General features: G+C 65.0%; 14 protein-coding genes. 8 read left to right on the top strand and 6 right to left on the bottom strand.

The annotated features are described in order from the left end of the window. Positions 1-21 precede the first annotated feature (21 nt). Positions 22-678, top strand: a complete 657-nt coding sequence (locus BB28_RS22545) for a TetR/AcrR family transcriptional regulator (RefSeq protein ID WP_046255132.1) — start codon at positions 22-24, stop codon at positions 676-678. Positions 679-764: 86 nt separating this feature from the next. Continuing rightward, complete coding sequence (locus BB28_RS22540) at positions 765-2,597, top strand: DUF2339 domain-containing protein (RefSeq protein WP_419894508.1); 1,833 nt, start codon at positions 765-767, stop codon at positions 2,595-2,597. Between the two features lie 27 nt (positions 2,598-2,624). On the opposite strand, the gene mmpL3 is transcribed toward BB28_RS22540, so the two are convergent. From mmpL3 to trmB, 3 genes are read right to left on the bottom strand one after another with little or no spacing between them, the layout of a single operon-like run. Further along, positions 2,625-5,630, bottom strand: coding sequence for a trehalose monomycolate exporter MmpL3 (mmpL3, locus tag BB28_RS22535; protein WP_046255130.1), 3,006 nt, complete (start codon positions 5,628-5,630; stop codon positions 2,625-2,627). Between the two features lie 37 nt (positions 5,631-5,667). Continuing rightward, the gene (locus BB28_RS22530; RefSeq protein WP_046256096.1) at positions 5,668-6,333 is read right to left on the bottom strand and encodes an NYN domain-containing protein; all 666 of its coding nucleotides are present in this window, start codon (positions 6,331-6,333) and stop codon (positions 5,668-5,670) included. Between the two features lie 14 nt (positions 6,334-6,347). Continuing rightward, a complete protein-coding gene (trmB, locus tag BB28_RS22525) occupies positions 6,348-7,163 on the bottom strand; it encodes a tRNA (guanosine(46)-N7)-methyltransferase TrmB (protein WP_046255129.1) in 816 nt (271 codons plus the stop codon). Between the two features lie 129 nt (positions 7,164-7,292). On the opposite strand from trmB, the gene BB28_RS22520 reads away from it, so the two are divergent. The 5 genes from BB28_RS22520 to BB28_RS22500 all read left to right on the top strand — a co-directional run bounded on the left by BB28_RS22520 (position 7,293) and on the right by BB28_RS22500 (position 13,060). Further along, positions 7,293-8,357, top strand: a complete 1,065-nt coding sequence (locus tag BB28_RS22520) for a hypothetical protein (RefSeq protein ID WP_046255128.1) — start codon at positions 7,293-7,295, stop codon at positions 8,355-8,357. Then, positions 8,354-9,817, top strand: a complete 1,464-nt coding sequence (locus BB28_RS22515) for a hypothetical protein (protein WP_046256095.1) — start codon at positions 8,354-8,356, stop codon at positions 9,815-9,817. Before BB28_RS22520 ends, BB28_RS22515 begins: the two co-directional genes overlap by 4 nt. An 8-nt stretch (positions 9,818-9,825) precedes the next feature. Next, positions 9,826-10,182 (top strand): DUF6802 family protein, encoded by a 357-nt coding sequence (locus tag BB28_RS22510; protein WP_046255127.1) that lies wholly within the window; start codon positions 9,826-9,828, stop codon positions 10,180-10,182. 176 nt (positions 10,183-10,358) lie between these two features. Continuing rightward, positions 10,359-12,179 carry a phosphoenolpyruvate carboxykinase (GTP) gene (locus BB28_RS22505; protein ID WP_046256094.1) on the top strand — a complete coding sequence of 607 codons (1,821 nt, stop codon included), beginning with the start codon at positions 10,359-10,361 and terminating at the stop codon, positions 12,177-12,179. 47 nt (positions 12,180-12,226) lie between these two features. Then, the gene (locus BB28_RS22500; protein ID WP_046255126.1) at positions 12,227-13,060 is read left to right on the top strand and encodes an LLM class F420-dependent oxidoreductase; all 834 of its coding nucleotides are present in this window, start codon (positions 12,227-12,229) and stop codon (positions 13,058-13,060) included. A 58-nt stretch (positions 13,061-13,118) separates the two neighbouring features. Here BB28_RS22500 and BB28_RS22495 read toward each other — a convergent pair whose 3' ends face one another. Then, complete coding sequence (locus BB28_RS22495) at positions 13,119-13,343, bottom strand: hypothetical protein (RefSeq protein WP_046255125.1); 225 nt, start codon at positions 13,341-13,343, stop codon at positions 13,119-13,121. A gap of 153 nt (positions 13,344-13,496) precedes the next feature. Between BB28_RS22495 and BB28_RS22490 the strand changes: the two genes are divergently transcribed. Next, on the top strand, positions 13,497-14,468 hold the full coding sequence (locus BB28_RS22490) for a cytochrome c oxidase assembly protein (RefSeq protein ID WP_046256093.1): 972 nt from the start codon (positions 13,497-13,499) through the stop codon (positions 14,466-14,468). On the opposite strand, the gene mmsB is transcribed toward BB28_RS22490, so the two are convergent. Both mmsB and BB28_RS22480 read right to left on the bottom strand, forming a co-directional pair. Then, complete coding sequence (gene mmsB / locus BB28_RS22485) at positions 14,456-15,367, bottom strand: 3-hydroxyisobutyrate dehydrogenase (protein WP_046255124.1); 912 nt, start codon at positions 15,365-15,367, stop codon at positions 14,456-14,458. The genes BB28_RS22490 and mmsB overlap by 13 nt on opposite strands. A 15-nt stretch (positions 15,368-15,382) precedes the next feature. Next, positions 15,383-16,729: an MFS transporter gene (locus BB28_RS22480; RefSeq protein ID WP_046255123.1), complete on the bottom strand. Its 1,347-nt coding sequence runs from the start codon at positions 16,727-16,729 to the stop codon at positions 15,383-15,385. Positions 16,730-16,802: the final 73 nt, after the last annotated feature.

Here is a 16,802-nt window from a genome sequence, read left to right as displayed (position 1 = left end):
GACATGCGGTTGGAGTGATACATGGATGACGAGAACAACGCAACCGCACGGAGAAAGCGTCTGCCCCGGGGCCAGGGTTGGCTGCTGCGACAGCAGATCATCGATACGGCAATGGATCTCATCCGTAGGTCTGGCGAGGCGCGGGCCCCGTCGGCTCGCGAACTGACGCGCGCACTGGGCATCACGGCGCCGTCCTTCTATCGGCATTTTTCGAGCACCGACGAGTTGGCGGACGCGCTGTGCTCCAGGTACTTCGAGCAACTCGGTGAGGCACTGCAGCGGGCAACGTCCAACATCTCGACCGCAGTCGAACGCCTACACACACTCGGCCTGGCCTATGTGCGCTTCGCCGCGCAGAACCCGTTGATGTACCGGTTCGCGACCACCCGACCACCACGGCGTGGTATCGAATCTGACGAGATACTCAACAGTTCAGCCTTTTTGCATCTTCGGGGTGTTGTTCAGGAACTTGTCGACGAGGAACTGTTCCCGCCGGGCAATACCCTGGAACCGGCCTTGCAACTGTGGGCGACCACGCATGGGGTTGCCTCGCTGCTCGTCACGAGGCCGCAACTGCCGTGGGGCGAGCAGGAGTCCTTTGCCTCCCGGACGCTGTACACCGCGTACCTGGGTCATGTGGCGGCGGATGCGCCGGACCGGATGCGTGGCGCTGAGTAGCGCTACCTAACGGCGTGAGAAACCCCTACCCATGGAGGTAGGTCTACGTGTTCACTACGGGACCCGTAGCCGCGACGCTCAGAGGCATGACAGATCCACAGCTGCAGCAGATGACCGCCGCGCTCGATGAGCTGGACGGGCGTGAGCGTGCACTGCGTGCAGAGCTCGATGCGTTGCGGGGCCGAATGGTCGAATGGACTCAGGCCGAATATCTTAAGGCGCAGCGGTATTGGGATGACTACCGACGTTCTCAGGGTGCGCCGCCGCTGGCTGCGCCGGTGCCCGCGATACACGCTGCGGTGGCTGCTCCCGTACCGCCCGTCCAGGCTCCGGTGCCCACCACGCCCCAGCCTCGGGAGCCGTTTTGGACGCGTGAAGGATTCGCCAGTAAGGCCATGGCCCTCGCGGGTGCGGTGGTGACACTCGCGGGCGTGGTGATGCTCCTGGTTCTCGCCGCCAAGAGCGGGTACTTCGGCCCGATACCGCGCCTGGCCTCCGGCGCCGTACTTGCCGCGGGTCTAGTTGCGCTGGGCATCCGGGTGCAATCCAGACCTGGCGGCCGCATCGGTGGTATCGCCACCGCAGCGACAGGATTCGCGGCGGGGTTCTTCGATGTGCTGGCACTCACGGTGATCTATCACCGGATTCCGGTGATCGCGGGACTGGCGCTCGGGCTGACCATCGCGGGCGCGGGCCTGGTGCTGGCGCGGCAGTGGAACTCTCAGCCCTTTGCGGCGGGTGTGGTCGGCGCGATCACAGTGCTGGCGCCCTTCCTCACCAACGGCTTTACCGTTGAACTTGCAGCTTTTGCGCTGGTGCTACTGATCGCGAGTCTGCCCGCCCAGATTGGCCGTAATTGGCCAGTGCTGCATGCTTTTCGGACCGTGGGCGTCAGCTTGACGCTGCTGGGCGCCATTGGTGCCGCGGCAGGCGAGGCGCACCCGCACGTCCTGCTCAGCATGGCGGTGCTGGCACTGTTGGTCACCCTGTTGGGGTCGCTGTGGCTGCTTACCGGGGATGAGGGTGATCTCACCTCGTCGGTGATGATCGCGGTTGCTTGCACACCCGGCCTCTATAGTGCCCTGTTCCTCCCGGTATGGCCGTTGGGCGTGCTGATACCGGTCGGGGTCGCCGCAGTGATGGGTGCGGTGCTGCTGCTGGTAGGTGGCCTTCCGATGCACGCGCGCATCACCATGGCTGCGATGGCGGGGCTGGCGCTGCTGCAGGCATCGGTCCAGGGCACCCGGGACGCCCTGCTGGTGGTGGTGCTGCTGATGCTTGCGCTGTCCCTGTCTGCTCTTGGATATCAACTGAGGGAACGTATCTCGCTGGTACTCGGGCAGGCGTTCGGTGTGCTGGGCGGTGCGGCCTACATCGCGTACGTGCCCCCGGAACTGCTGACCAACTCGGCTAGCGCCGTGCGCGGTGCGGGTCCGCTGTTGATCGTGGCGAGCGTGCTGAGTGCCGCCACGGTCGGCATGGTGATGGCGGCGATGCATCGGGTTGGCTGGGCGAGCCCGCAGTCCGCCCCGGCACGTGGCGTGCTGGCCGGGGTATCGATGCTGTACTCGGGGACCGCAGCGGTCGTGCTCGCCGGTACCGCGCTGCTGGGCAACAACGACGGGTTCCTGCTGGGTCATGGACTGGCGACGGTGTCCTGGATGGTCGTCTCCGTGACGCTGCTGTTGGCGGGCCTGCGGCGCTACCGTGACCAGAGCTGGGTCACCAGAACGGGATTCGTGCTTGCTGCGATGGCCGTTGCCAAGCTGTTCCTCTTCGACCTGGCCACTCTCGACGGCATCGCCCGTATTGGAGCGTTCATCGTCACCGGGCTGCTACTCCTGGGTGGCGGCACGCTGTACGCGCGCGAATACGCAACGCGCGATGAGCAATCCGTTTCGGAGATGCCCGTGAAGTAAATTCCAGCTGCCGGTGGAGGGGCGTCGCTAGATGCGGCGCCCCTCGCGGCGTAGCAGGTCCTGTGCGCTGACACTGCCGCCCCGGCTACGGCGAGTGGCCTCGTCCGCTTCCTGTTGCTGTTGCGGCGTCTGCTTCTGCTCGCGATTCTGCCCGGACGCCGGGAGTGCCTCGGTGGCGTCGGCGGCAGGAGGAGTCTGCTGCGAGGACTGCGGAGGACGCGGAGCCCGGGGCGGTCCCTGCCGCGTGGCATCCGGTGTAGCGATGGGCATCGCGGTCGTCGCATCCTCGCCGGGTGTGCCATTGGCGCGGCTCGGCGATGCCGGCTGCGGCTTGGATACCGGGATAGCGGTGGTTGCTTCACCGGATTCGGCGGCGGTGCCGGAGCCGGGCTGCTTGGGGCCACGCAACTCGCCGAGCCAGGACTCGATCTCACGGTCGGCATTACGGCGGTCCGGGCGGTGCGTTCCCGCAACGCTGCTGCGGGTGGTCGGAGCGTCCGGGCCCGTCGGATTGCCGCCGGGTACGCGCGTGGTGGGCGCGTCGGTAGGCGCAACGTTCTTGCCGGGCACCGACATCCGCGTCGTCGCAGGGGCATCCCCACTGTCATCGCCCGCGAGGTTGACCGGAGTGGTCGGGGGAGCGGGAGGCGGCGGAGTGGGCCGCGCCGGTGCGGACGGATCATGTTGGCGCGGTGTGGGTGTCGAGGGCAACCGGGTGCGCTCGGAGGCAATCTGCAGCTTGGTGGTGCGCGCATTGGACCCGACCGGGGAACTGGCAGCCGCGATGGCCTGCTCGCGTCCGGTCGGACGCTTGCGCTCGTCCGCCAGGGTGACCTCGCCCAGCCCGAGCTTCACCTGGATGCGCTTCATCCAGGCCGGTGCCCACCAGCAGTCGTCGCCGAGCAGCTTCATGACCGCAGGGATGAGCAACATGCGGACCACGGTGGCGTCCAAGATCAAGGCGGCGATGAGACCGAAGGCCAGATACTTCATCATCACCAGATCGGAGAAGGCGAAGCCGCCGGCCACCACGATCAGGATCAACGCGGCCGCGGTGATGATCCGCCCGGTATTGGCGGTACCCACGCGCACGGCCTCGGTGGTCGACAGGCCCTGATGCCGCGCCTCGATCATGCGGGACATCAGGAACACTTCGTAGTCGCTGGAGAGGCCGTAGATGACGACGATGATCAGCACGATGACCGGCGCGGTAAGCGGTGTCGGAGTGAAATTCAGCCACTTGGAGAAGTGCCCGTCGACGAATATCCAGGTCAAGATGCCCATCGTCGACCCCAGGCCGAGGGCGCTCATGACGGCTGCCTTGATGGGCAAAACCAGTGAGCCGAATGCCAGGAACATCAGGATTGTGGTGACGCTGATCAGGATCACGATCACCAGCGGAAGCTTGTCGAACACGGTGTCGATCGAGTCCTGCTCCAGTGCGGGAGTACCGCCGACGTACATCGTGACGCCCTTGGGAACGGACATCGCGCGGAGCTCTTTGACCTTGGCCCCGGCTGTATCACGGTTGATCAGGGCGTTCTGGATGACCTTGACGCTGGCGTCGCCGTCGGTCTTGACGGACTGGCGGCGCTGCCACATCTGGCTCTTGTCTCCGCCGGGTTCGACGAACCCGGGAACCTTCATGGCGTCGGCCCGGATCTGGTTGAGCTGCGAGTCCGTGGCGCCCTTGGTCACGATGGTGATGGTCTCGGTACGGAACCCGGGGAACAGCTTGTCGAAGTCCTCTTGAGCCACGCGTACCGAATTCGTTGGCGGCAAGTACTTTTCACTGAATCCGCCGAGCTTGAGGTTGCCCAGCGGGATGATCAGCAGCAGCATCACGATGACGATCGGGACGGCGAATACCAGCGGACGCTGCATCACGAAGACGACGGTGCGTCCCCAGAAGCCGTTCTCCAGCTCCTCGCGCGACTTGGTGCGGCTGAATCGCTTGATGCTCAGGGCATCGACATGGCGCCCGAGAACACCCAGGCACGCCGGCAGGACGGTGACGGCCAGAATCGCGGCGAGTAGCACCGAGGCGATACCGGCGTAGGTCAGCGACCTCAGGAACTGCTGCGGCACGATCAGCATCGGCATCAGGGCAGCCGCGATCAGCGTGGCCGAGAACATCACGGTGCGACCCGAGGTGATGACGGTGCGCCGGACCGCGGTTTCAGTGTCGTAGCCCTCGGCGATTTCCTCGCGGAAGCGGCTGACGATGAACAGCGAGTAGTCGATGGCGATACCCAGGCCGATGAGCGTGACCACCGGCTGAGCGAAGAAGTGCACCGGCGCGAACAGCGTGATCAGCCGCATGATGCCGAGTGCGCCCGCGATGGTCAGACCGCCGACCATCAGCGGCAGGCCCGCGGCGATCACACCACCGAAGACGAAGAACAGCACGACCGCCATGATCGGGAGCGACAGCACCTCCATGCGCTGCTGGTCGGTACCGATGGTTCCGGTCAGCTCGCTGGCTACGGGCTGCAGGCCGGCCAGCTGGATATCCACGCCGTCGAGCAGGAACTTGTTCTTGGCGGGGTCGTGGTCCTTGTCCGGATCGGACAGGGCTTTGTAGTTGTTGAGGATGGTGTCGTCGTCGTCGCCCTTGAGGCTGACCGAGACGAAGGTGTGTTTACGGTCGTCGGTGACCATCCGTTTGACGGTGGGATCTGTGGTGGTGGGGGCGCGTAACCAGCCGGCCCAGCCGTAGACCTCGTTGGGGTTGTCCTTCTGAAGCTGGTCGAAGTGGTCGATGACCTTCTTCTGGAAAGCGGGATCGTCGACAGTCTTACCCTCGGGGGCTGCGATGACGGCGACGACGTGGGTGGTTCGGTCGCGTCCGAGCGCGTCGTCGGCCATCACGGAGGCCTTCACCGACTCGCTGTTGTCCGCGAAGAAGCCACTCTGCGTCACGTGGTCGCCGAGCGTGATCCCGAAAAGCCCGGAACCCAGGCAGACCGTGACGAACGCGGCAACGACGATGAACCGATACCGGTACACCATTCGGCCCCACCAGGCGAACACAGAATCTCCTAACTAGCGTCTCTCACGCGCTGAGTTTTCACGTCCTCGTCGTCAGCAACGCCGACAAGGGTCGGAATGGCTGCAACCAGGCGCCTTCGTCGGGGAGCGAATCTAGACCCACCCGCGGTAAGGCTCGGGGGAAAACTCCGGGTATGTCCTCGAGATCGACGAACTCCAGAGTATCCGAGGTTAGCGCCCAACTCGCATGTTCGCGAAATCCCAGCACACTGACGGGCACCCCGTCACCGGCGATTTTCTCCATCGGTTCACGGAAAGCCTGACCATCCGCCGAGGCCACAAGCACCCCGGCCAGGCCTTCATCGGACCGCAGCTCAATGTGAGCAAGCATGTCGACGTCGACGTCGCTGTCTTCGTCGATCTTGGGTTTGGCAAATACCGCAAACCCAACATTGCGCAGCGCCTCGACCCATGGGCGCACCACGTCGGCACTTCCCGGCGCGATATTGGTAAACACTGTGGCCTCGGGTTCGACGAGGCAATCGGGGTGATCCGCCGAATAGGCGGCCGTGCGTTCGAGCAGCCAGCGGCCCAGGGCGTCGAACCGTGGCCGGTTCTCCGCAGAGGGGCGGCCGCCGATGATGGCGCCCAGGCCCATGTCGAGGTTGGGTGCGTCCCACACCAGCAGTACTCGCAGCACCCGGCGTCGGTGGGCCGTCTCGTCCACGGTGTTGGGGCGCTCCAAGTCCTCGGCGAGGCTCACAATCGCTCCCAGACGAAGTCGTTGATCGCACTGCCGACCGTGTGCGCTTTCCCCTCGAACTTAGTGGTGGGCCGGTTCACGGAGACGGGAATGCGGGGATCGTCGAGCTCGAGGCGCCGCAGCGTGGATTCGTTGTCGCCCACCTCGGCGATGTGCTGGGCGTAGTCCGCATGGTCGGTGGCCACATGCAGGGTGCCGCCCGGACGGAGACGGTCCGACAGCAGTGCCACGGTGCCCGGCTGGAGCAGCCGCCGTTTGTGATGGCGGGCCTTGGGCCAGGGGTCCGGGAAGAACACCCGCGCTGCGGTCAGCGATGCCGACGGCAGCAGGTACTCCAGCACGTCCAGGGCATCGCCGCGGATCAACCGGATGTTCTCGATGCCCTCACGATCGATCGCCGAGAGCAACTGTGCCAGGCCCTTGCGGTATACCTCCACCGCAAGCACATCGAATTGCGGTTCTTCTAGCGCCATCGCAGCGGTGGATGTGCCTGTGCCACAGCCGATTTCAAGAATCAAGGGCGCATTGCGGCCGAACCAGGCCGCGGGTTCTAGTGGCGGGCAGGTGCCGTCGGTTTCGCGGGCGACGCGACCATAGGCCGGCCAGGATTTATCCCAGGCCTTCTGCTGGCCGTCGGACAGCGATGACCCTCGTGAACGGAAGCTGGATACGCGGCGGGGGTGGTGGTCGCGGCCGTCCGTACCGGCAGTGGAATCGACACCGCCGGTCCCAGGGAGCTCGTCGGTGGCTGTTTCAGATGCCACACAGCCCCGCTCCTGGCCGTCATAACGCATCTTCCCATGGTCACTCATGGGCGGCAGATCCCATAATCCCAGCGCATATTGATACTCAACAGTTGCCTACCAGGGTGGAACCCTCCATCGGATCAGGTGACAATGTGAGCATTTCCGTAGGTGCGATGAGATTGGGTCTGCAAAGCAATGACGCGGGGGTTTGAAGTCTTCCGGGGAGCGCTCGACCGGTTCGTCACGCGTCCTGAGGTTCGCCAGGTGCACGGCGGCCAGCGGATTCACGATCTGGCGGTGAGGTCGGGAGACCCTCTTCGGGTTACCGTCCGGGGCCGGGCAGGTGTGGGCGTCACCAGCGTGATTGGCGCGTTGGGACGCACCCTGCCGGTAGCGGACGGGCCGGGGCATGCGCTCATCGAGGTGCCCATCCCGTCGGAGCCGATCACGGCCGACGTCGACGTGGTGGTCTTCGCGGAGGCGCTCAAGCCCGAGGACCGCGCCGTACTGGAGGCATCCAACGCACCCAAGGTGCTGATTCTCAACAAGGCAGATCTGACCGATCCCGGCGCCGCGCGCGGCCCCTGGACCGCTGCTGTGGAGCGTTGCGCCCAGTACCGCGTCGAGACGCGGGTGCCGACACTGCCGTTATCGGCGCACGTTCCGTTGGCCGATATCGATGAGGGCATGGTCGAGGCCCTCAAACTGATGGTCGGGGACCCCGCGGACACCAGTTCCGTCGATGCCTTCGTCACCGGCACACACCAGGTGCCGGTTCCGATGAGGCAGCGGTTGCTCCACGAGCTGGACCTGTACCCCATGGGGTGTGCGATCGGGGCGCTTCGGCAGGTTCCCACCCTGGCCGCCCCGGGGCTCGCCGCACTGCTGCGCGACCTGTCGGGTGTCGATGCGGTGGTGAACGCGATTCGCGCGGCCATCGCCCAGGGCTGGTACCGCCGAATGCGCACGGTGCTCGCCGAACTCCGCAGGATCGGCGTGACGGGTGTACTGCCGGTGCAGATCGATGCCTTCTTGACCAGTGACGACGTGGTGGTCGCGGCGATGCAGTGTGCGGTGGACGCCGCGACGGCAGCGGGCCTGACGGTGGAGCTGAGCGATCATCCAGAAGACCACCGATACCGCGCCGAACACTGGCAGCGATTCGCCGCCGGACCGGTGAACGCCACATACGCCGCAATGGGCACGGACATTGTGCGGGGATCGTTGCGCTTGTGGCGGCTGGCGGGGGGCCGGGCGTGACAACTCCTACCGACAAGCGGGTCGATGAGCTGGTGCTGGCGGTGGATCCCACACTGGGTCCGCTCGGCGTGCACGTGCACGATGCCGTGATGGTGACCGGCAGCTGGCTGGCCGGCGCGAGCACTCTGGCCACCGAGCTGTCCTCACGCATATCAGGAGTGCGCATCGTCGAGCCTGAGGAGCTGCAGCACGGGCAGGCGCCCTCGGCGGTGGTTTTCGTGTGCAGCGGAACCGCACCGTTGACCCCGTCGGACTGCGGTCTGATTCAGCTGGCCGCCGCCAACACCGATGCGCTCGTCGCGGTGGTTTCCAAGATCGATGTGCACCAGTCCTGGCGCGAGGTCATGAACCGGAATCGGGAGATCCTGGCCGAGCACGACTCGCGGTTCAGCGGTGTCACCTGGCTGGGGGTCTCGACGCGTGGCACGGCAGCGGGGCTCGATGAATTGGTGCGGGCAGTGCGCAAGGTTCGTGAGGAACCTGCGCTGGCCGAGCGCAACCGACTACGTGCCTGGGCGACTCGTCTGCAGGGAATGCTGAATGTGCCGCCGGAGGCGGGGGAGGGTGCACGCGCGGACGAGCTGCGCAATCAGCGGCAGGCGGCGGTACGGCGGACGCGTTCGGGTAAGTCCGAACGGACCTTGGCGTTGCGCAACCGCATCGCGCAGGCACGCATGACGCTGCTGTACTTCGCGCGCAAGCGAGTGGGCTCGGTGGCCGGGGAGCTGCGCGAGGACATCGCGGAACTGAAGCGCCGTGATGTGTCCGGCTTCCGTGATCGGGTGCGGCGGCGGGCGGCCGAGGTGGTGGCCGAAGTGGAACAGGGCACCGAGGAACACCTGGCCGAAATCTCGGCCGAGGTGACCCAACGCTGGGCGGCACCGCGCCCCAGTGCGAATCGTCCGGTGCCGCCCGAAGCGGCCGATCCTTCGGTGCGATCACGTCGGCTGGAGACCCGGATGATGGCGCTGTTCGGGGTGTTCTTCGGGCTGGGCGCGGCATTGACGGTGTCCCGGTTGGTGGCGTACGCGCGCCCCGGCCTGGCGCCGGCGGGATTGGCGGTGGGCCTCATCGCGGGTGCCTGCATCGCGGTGTGGCTGGTCGCGGTGCGGGGTCTCTTACATGATCGGACGGTGCTGGACCGGTGGTTGGGAGACACCACGGGAGAGCTGCGGGCGTACTTGGAGCAGTGGGTCGCTGCGCGGGTGCTTGAGGTGGAGACCAGGCTCAACGCCGATCTGGTCGAGATCGATGAACGCGAGAACGACAAGCTGGCCGCGCGGGTCGGGCAAATCGACTCCGAGCTGCGTGAGGCCGCGATGAACACCGCCCGCGCAACGGCGCTGCGCAACCGCGACCTGCCCTCCGTCCATAAAGCGTTAACGACGGTCACCGAACGGCTGGACGCGATCGCGGGGACGGCCGAGAATAGATCGATAGGCCGCGTGCGCGAGGGTTAGGCAGAGACATGATCGAAGGTTTTGACCAGGGTTTCCATGAGGGCCTTGGTGGGCTAGGTGAAGGGGTGCACGAACCCGGCCATGCGCTCAGCCCCGATCTGCACGTCGATCACCACATGTACCTGCCCACCGACGGCGGTCTGGTGGACCTCGGAACAGACCTCATCGACACCGACCATGACGGTATCGGCGACACCGTCACGCTGCATGAACCGGACGGGTTGTCGGTGGTGTCCGACATCGACGAGGACGGTATCGCCGACAAGGTGACCACGTTCGGGGCGGACGGCACGTATGAGACCTGGGCCCGCGGTGCGGGTGCGCACTGGGAGCTCATCGAGCACGGTCGCGTCGGCGGTAAGTAAATGGGCTGGGGTTGTACTGCGGGGAGTACTGGCCGAAGCCCGCTTGTTATTGATGGATACGTACCAACCCCGTTTCACGCTGAATAGCGCCAGCGCTAACCTCATATATCTAGGTTCCGACCAGCGCCGGTGCGGCAACTGCGTACCTCACCCGGCTCAACGAGGAGATGCTCTCGATGACAGCAGCGACCATTCCCGGTCTTGACAACGCTCCGACGAAACACGCCGGATTGCTCGCTTGGGTCCGCGAGGTCGCTGAGCTGACACAACCTGATCGGGTCGTGTTCGCTGATGGTTCCGATGAAGAGTTCGAGCGCGTTTCTCAGCAACTAGTGGACGCGGGCACCTTCCAGCGGCTCAACCCGGAAAAGCACCCCAACTCTTTCCTGGCGCTGTCGGACCCGTCGGACGTCGCCCGGGTGGAGTCGCGGACGTACATCTGCTCGGAGCGTGAAGAGGACGCCGGTCCCACCAACAACTGGGTGGACCCCACCGAGATGCGCGCGACCATGACCGAGCTGTTCCGGGGCAGCATGCGCGGACGCACCATGTGGGTGGTGCCGTTCTGCATGGGCCCGCTCGGTGCCGAGGACCCCAAGCTGGGTGTGGAGCTCACCGATTCGGAGTACGTCGTTGCCTCCATGCGGGTGATGACGCGCATGGGTGCCGCCGCTCTGGAGAAGCTGGGTGACGACGGGTTCTTCGTCAAGGCGCTGCACTCGATCGGTGCGCCCCTGGAGCCCGGTCAGGAAGACGTGCCGTGGCCGTGCAACGACACCAAGTACATCACCCACTTCCCCGAATCCCGTGAAATCTGGTCGTACGGTTCGGGTTACGGCGGTAACGCGCTGCTTGGCAAGAAGTGCTACTCGCTGCGTATCGCCTCGGCGATGGCCCATGACGAGGGCTGGCTCGCCGAGCACATGCTGATCCTCAAGCTCATCTCGCCGGAGAACAAGGCTTACTACGTGGCCGCGGCCTTCCCGTCGGCCTGCGGTAAGACGAACCTCGCCATGATTCAGCCGACCATCCCAGGTTGGCGCGCAGAGACCCTGGGTGACGACATTGCCTGGATGCGCTTCGGCAAGGACGGCCGCCTGTACGCCGTCAACCCGGAGTTCGGCTTCTTCGGCGTGGCGCCGGGCACCAACTGGAGCTCGAACCCCAACGCCATGAAGACCATCGAGGCCGGCAACACCGTCTTCACCAACGTCGCACGTACCGACGACAACGACGTGTGGTGGGAAGGTCTGGAGGGCGAGCCCGAGCACCTGATCGACTGGAAGGGTCAGGACTGGGTTCTGCGTGAGACCGAGACCAAAGCCGCGCATCCGAATTCGCGTTACTGCACCCCGATGTCGCAGTGCCCGATCCTGGCTCCCGAGTGGGATGACCCGCAGGGTGTGCCGATCTCGGCCATCCTGTTCGGGGGTCGTCGTAAGACGACTGTGCCGCTGGTGACCGAGGCCCGGGACTGGCAGCACGGTGTGTTCATCGGCGGCACACTGGGTTCGGAGCAGACCGCGGCCGCCGAGGGCAAGGTCGGCACCGTGCGCCGCGACCCGATGGCGATGCTGCCGTTCATGGGTTACCACGTAGGTGACTACCTGAACCACTGGATCAACGTGGGCAAGCAGGCCGATGAGTCCAAGCTGCCCAAGGTGTTCTTCGTGAACTGGTTCCGCCGCGGCGACGACGGCCGTTTCCTGTGGCCCGGATTCGGCGAGAACAGCCGGGTGCTCAAGTGGATCGTCGACCGGATCGAGCACCGTGCCAACGGTGTATCCACCCCGATCGGAACCGTCCCGGGCGTCGAGGACCTGGACCTGGCCGGGCTGGACGTCGAGGAGGCCGATGTGGCCGAGGCGCTCGCGGTGAACAACGACGAATGGCTCGCGGAGCTGCCGCTCATTGAAGAGTGGTTCGAGTTCATCGGCGACAAGCTGCCTTCCGGCGTCAAGGATGAGTTCGACGCACTCAAGCAGCGGCTGGGATAGTTCGTATCTGGTCGACACTCCAGGTGAATCCTGCATAGGGTTGTGCAATGCGCTTCGCATTCAAGACATCTCCGCAGAACACCACTTGGGACGACATGCTGGCCATCTGGAAGGTGGCCGACGAGATCGACGTCTTCGAGTCCGGCTGGACCTTTGATCACTTTTATCCGATCTTCTCGGATTCCACCGGGCCGTGCCTGGAGGGCTGGATAACCCTCACCGCGCTCGCACAGGCCACCCGGCGGCTGCGCGTCGGGGTGCTAGTGACCGGTATCCACTATCGGCATCCGGCCGTGCTGGCCAATATGGCCTCGGCGTTGGACATCGTGTCCGGTGGTCGCCTCGAACTCGGTATCGGCGCTGGCTGGAACGAGGAAGAATCCGGCGCCTACGGCATTGAACTGGGCAGCATCAAGGAGCGATTCGACCGGTTCGAAGAGGCCTGCGAGGTGCTCACCGGCCTGCTGAGCCAGGAGACGACGAGCTTTGATGGCACGTTCTATCAGCTCAAAGACGCTCGCAACGAGCCCAAGGGGCCGCAAAAACCACACCCGCCGATCTGCATAGGCGGCAGTGGCGAGAAGCGCACGTTGCGGATCACCGCCAAGTACGCCCAGCACTGGAATTTCGTGGGCGGACCGCCCGAGGAGTTCGCGCGCAAGCGCGATGTGCTGGCCGCGCATTGCGCCGACATCGGCCGGGATCCGGCCGAGATCACGCTTTCGGCCCACATCCGGCTCGGCGAGGATCGCGATTACGCGCGGGTTGTCGATGAGGCAGCCGCGCTAGGGGCCGAGGGGCTCGACGTGGCGATCATCTACCTGCCTCCGCCGTACGACACCGCGGTGCTGGAGCCGTTGGCGGAGGCGTTGCGAGGCTGACGACGAGAAGGCATCTACGCGGCGGCTGGCGTTCGTAGATGCCTTCTCGGTCAACGCTTTAACCGGTCTTGCTCTCCAAAGCCGCCAGCGCGGCAGCGACGGCGATGTACTTGTTGGTGCCCAGCTCGCGCACGGTCGAGATGTTCAGGGCTTCCTTGAGTGCGGCGTCGTGCTTCTCGGTGAGACCAGCGAGAGCAGACGGGGGAGCGTCGAGGACGTCCTTGAGGTCCTTGTTCTCGTAGGCCTTGTCGAGTGCCTTCTCGAGATTGACGGATACAGCCATCGTTCCTCCTCTGGTTTGCCCCGCCCGTGGCGCACCCTAGCTACCAAAGCTGTGAACCAACGCCGTTTGGCTAGCGGCGATCCGAACTGCCGATGAACGGCTGGTTCGACACCCGGATGGCCAGTTCATTCAAATATGCGCATAATGCAATCAATGAACGACGTGAGGTGGCTCAGCGGGCTGACCACAATCCCCGCCGAACCGCCGACAGTCTGGTCGCTGTTCGCCTGGAACCCACCCGCCATTCCGGTGCTTCCCGTTGTCGCGGCGCTGCTGGCCGGGTGGTACCTGTTGAGTGTGCTCCGGCTGCGCCGGATGGGCCGCAGCTGGCCGTGGTGGTCAACCGTGTGCTTCCTGTCCGGGTGCCTGATTCTGGGCGCGGTCATGGGATTGTCGATAGACCGCTACGGATTTCGGTTGTTCAGCGCGTTCATGTTTCAGCAGCTGACGCTGTCGATCCTGGTGCCGCCGTTGTTGGTGCTGGGCTCACCGGGGCGGCTGCTGTTGCGCTCGACGCCGCACCATGGGCCCGGCAGATGGGTACTGGTGGCTGCGCTGGCCGGGTTGCGCAGCCGCGCGGCCGCGATGCTGTTGCATCCCGCCGTCACCATTCCGCTTTTCCTGTTCAGCTACTACGGCTTGTATCTATCCCAGCTGTTCGACACCATTGCCGTTACCTGGTTGGGGCATAACGGGTTAGAGATCTTCTTCTTGGCCAGCGGCCTGCTCTTCGTCATCCCCATCCTGTCCACCGACCCACTGCCGATCCGGCAGACCAACCTCGGCAGGATGTTCGACATCTTCGTGGAAATGCCGTTGCACGTGTTCATCGGCGTCATCCTCATGATGGCGCCCAGGCCGCTGATCGGCATCTTCGCCAATCCGCCCGCCGTCTGGGCCGTCGACCCGGTGAAGGACCAGGCGGTGGCCGGCGCGCTGGCCTGGTCGTACGGTGAGCCGATCGCGCTCGCGACTACCTTGATCTTCGCCATCCGCTGGCGGCGTGAGGAACAGGTCGAAACCGAGGCGCGTGAGGCTGACGACGCCCGGCAAGAAGACGAATTAGCTTCGTACAACCGGTTTTTACAGCAATTACATGAAGAGCGGCCGGGTCACGGCTCGTAACCGCGCGCCGACCCGTCGGGCGTCGCGTACTTGACGATCAGCGAGCAGTCCTTGCCGCCCAGGCCCTCGTCGATGAGCTGCTGGAACTGCTCGGTCACCATGGTCGCGGCGGGTAGCTTCACACCGGTGGCCTCACCGGCGGCCAGCGCCAGGCGTGCATCCTTGTGCGCCAGGTCGACCGTGAAGGTGGCATCGAAGTTCCGGTTTGCGGCGGCGGATTCGATGATGTCCGGCACCGGGTACCAGGTCTGCTGCGCCCAGGAGCGCGCCGAGGACACCGAGCAGATCTCCCAGAAAACCTTGGGATCCAGGCCGAGTCGCTCGGCCAGCTGTGAACCTTCGGAATTGGCCATCATGTCGATGAACAGCATCATGTTGTTGCAGATCTTCGCGGCAACGCCGGCGCCACCGTCACCGGCGTGGATCACCCGACCGGCCATCGGTTTGATGTAATCGGTTGCCGCACCAGAATTTTCCAAATCCCCACCCAGCATGAAGCACAGCGTGCCGGCCTGCGCGCCGCTGATCCCGCCGGACACCGGGGCGTCGACGAATCGGAACCCCCGGCGCTCCGATTCGGCGTGACAGTACCGCGAGGTTTCGATGTCGACGGTTGAACTGTCCACCAGAAGCGTTGATGGCGACGCGTTTTCCCAGATGCCGTAGGGCCCCTCGAACACCGAGCGGACATGTTCACCCTTGGGCAGCATGGTGAACACCACCTCGGCGCCCGCCAGCACCTCGGCGATCTCTTCCACCGCGGTCACACCGTTGGCCGCTGCGGCAGCCAGTGCGTCACCCGAGAGATCGAAACCGCGCACCGTGTGCCCGGCCGCCACCAGATTCGCGGCCATCGGGCCGCCCATGTTCCCCAAACCGATCCAGCCATAGGTCGCCATGGGTCCAACCTAGCGTCAGGCGCGTGCTCTGTCGGCGGCATCCAGTGCATGCAGCGAGCTGCCCTTGGTCTCTGGCAGTGCCCAGACGGCAATGAGCGTGATGGGGGCAACGGCGGCGAGGTATATAGCCACCGGTACCCAGCTGTGGTACTTGCTCAGTAGTGCGGTGCCGATGACCGGGGCCAGTGATCCGGCGAAGATCGAGGTCACCTGGTAGCCCACCGACACCCCCGAATAGCGCATACGAGTGGGGAACATCTCCGCCATGATGGCCGGCTGCCCCGCGAACATCAGCGAGTGCACCAGTAGACCGATCACGATGGCCGCCAGGATCACCCATTCGTCTCGGGTGTCGAACATCGGGAACGCCATGAAGCCCCACCCCGCCGCCAGCAGGGCCCCCAATGCATACGGCGCACGTCGCCCCACGACATCGGTGTACCGGCCCACGATCGGCAGGGTGACCGCTTGAACCGCATGAGCAATTAAGAGCAGCAATAAGATTCGCCTGGTATCCATGTGCAGCTCGATCTTGAGATAGGTGATCGAGAAGGTGACCACCATGTAGTAGAGGATGTTCTCGGCCACCCGCAGCCCCATGGCGGTGAACACCCCGCGCGGATACCGCCGGAACACTTCGACGACGCCGTACGAGCTGGCCTTGTTCTCCTCGATCTCCTTGCGTGCCTCCTGAAAGATCGGCGCATCGGAAATCCGGGTGCGGATGTAGTACCCGATGGCCACGATGATGACCGACAGCCAGAATCCGACACGCCAGCCCCAGGCCAGGAAGGCGGCATCGGAGAGGGTCCACGACAACGTGAGCAGTACCAGAGTGGCCAGCAGATTGCCGAGCGGTACCGCCGCCTGCGGCCAGCTCGACCAGAAGCCGCGTTGCGAGTCGGGGGAGTGCTCGGCCACCAGCAGCACGGCGCCGCCCCATTCCCCGCCGACCGCGAAACCCTGCAGGAATCGCAGCACCACCAGCAGGATCGGGGCCCCGTAGCCGATCTGCGCAAAGGTCGGCAGGCAGCCCATGAGGAAGGTGGACACGCCGACCAGCACGATCGCGATCTGCAAGAGGTGTTTGCGTCCGTAGCGATCCCCGAAGTGCCCGAACACGATTCCGCCGATGGGTCGGGCGACGAACCCTACCGCGTAGGTGAGGAAAGCCTTGATGATGTTGTCGAGGTCATTGCCTCCGGCCTGAACCGCGGGAAAGAAGACCTTGTTGAAGACGAGGGTGGCGGCCGTGGCGTAGAGGAAGAATTCGTACCACTCGACGACGGTGCCGGCCATTGATGCGGCGACCACCTTGCGCAGACCCGTTGGAGCAGCGTCGGCCTCGGCGGTGGTGGACACCGTCGAACCCTAGCGTCGAGCGCGAACCTCACGCGGTTTTCGGGCAAGATTTCCGCGTGAGGCTCGCACGCGA

The organism is Mycobacteroides chelonae CCUG 47445 (assembly GCF_001632805.1).
Lineage (GTDB): Bacteria > Actinomycetota > Actinomycetes > Mycobacteriales > Mycobacteriaceae > Mycobacterium > Mycobacterium chelonae.
Note: the sequence above shows the minus strand (reverse complement) of the source record. Positions and strands in the feature narration are given on the sequence as shown.

Excerpts from the sequence above, each read along its gene's own strand:
- BB28_RS22545 (WP_046255132.1), top strand. The coding sequence starts at position 22 with ATGGATGACGAGAACAACGCAACCGCACGGAGAAAGCGTCTGCCCCGG.
- BB28_RS22540 (WP_419894508.1), top strand. The coding sequence starts at position 765 with ATGACAGATCCACAGCTGCAGCAGATGACCGCCGCGCTCGATGAGCTG.
- trmB (WP_046255129.1), bottom strand. The coding sequence starts at position 7,163 with ATGAGTGACCATGGGAAGATGCGTTATGACGGCCAGGAGCGGGGCTGT.
- BB28_RS22520 (WP_046255128.1), top strand. The coding sequence starts at position 7,293 with ATGACGCGGGGGTTTGAAGTCTTCCGGGGAGCGCTCGACCGGTTCGTC.
- BB28_RS22510 (WP_046255127.1), top strand. The coding sequence starts at position 9,826 with ATGATCGAAGGTTTTGACCAGGGTTTCCATGAGGGCCTTGGTGGGCTA.
- BB28_RS22505 (WP_046256094.1), top strand. The coding sequence starts at position 10,359 with ATGACAGCAGCGACCATTCCCGGTCTTGACAACGCTCCGACGAAACAC.
- BB28_RS22500 (WP_046255126.1), top strand. The coding sequence starts at position 12,227 with ATGCGCTTCGCATTCAAGACATCTCCGCAGAACACCACTTGGGACGAC.
- BB28_RS22495 (WP_046255125.1), bottom strand. The coding sequence starts at position 13,343 with ATGGCTGTATCCGTCAATCTCGAGAAGGCACTCGACAAGGCCTACGAG.
- BB28_RS22490 (WP_046256093.1), top strand. The coding sequence starts at position 13,497 with ATGAACGACGTGAGGTGGCTCAGCGGGCTGACCACAATCCCCGCCGAA.
- mmsB (WP_046255124.1), bottom strand. The coding sequence starts at position 15,367 with ATGGCGACCTATGGCTGGATCGGTTTGGGGAACATGGGCGGCCCGATG.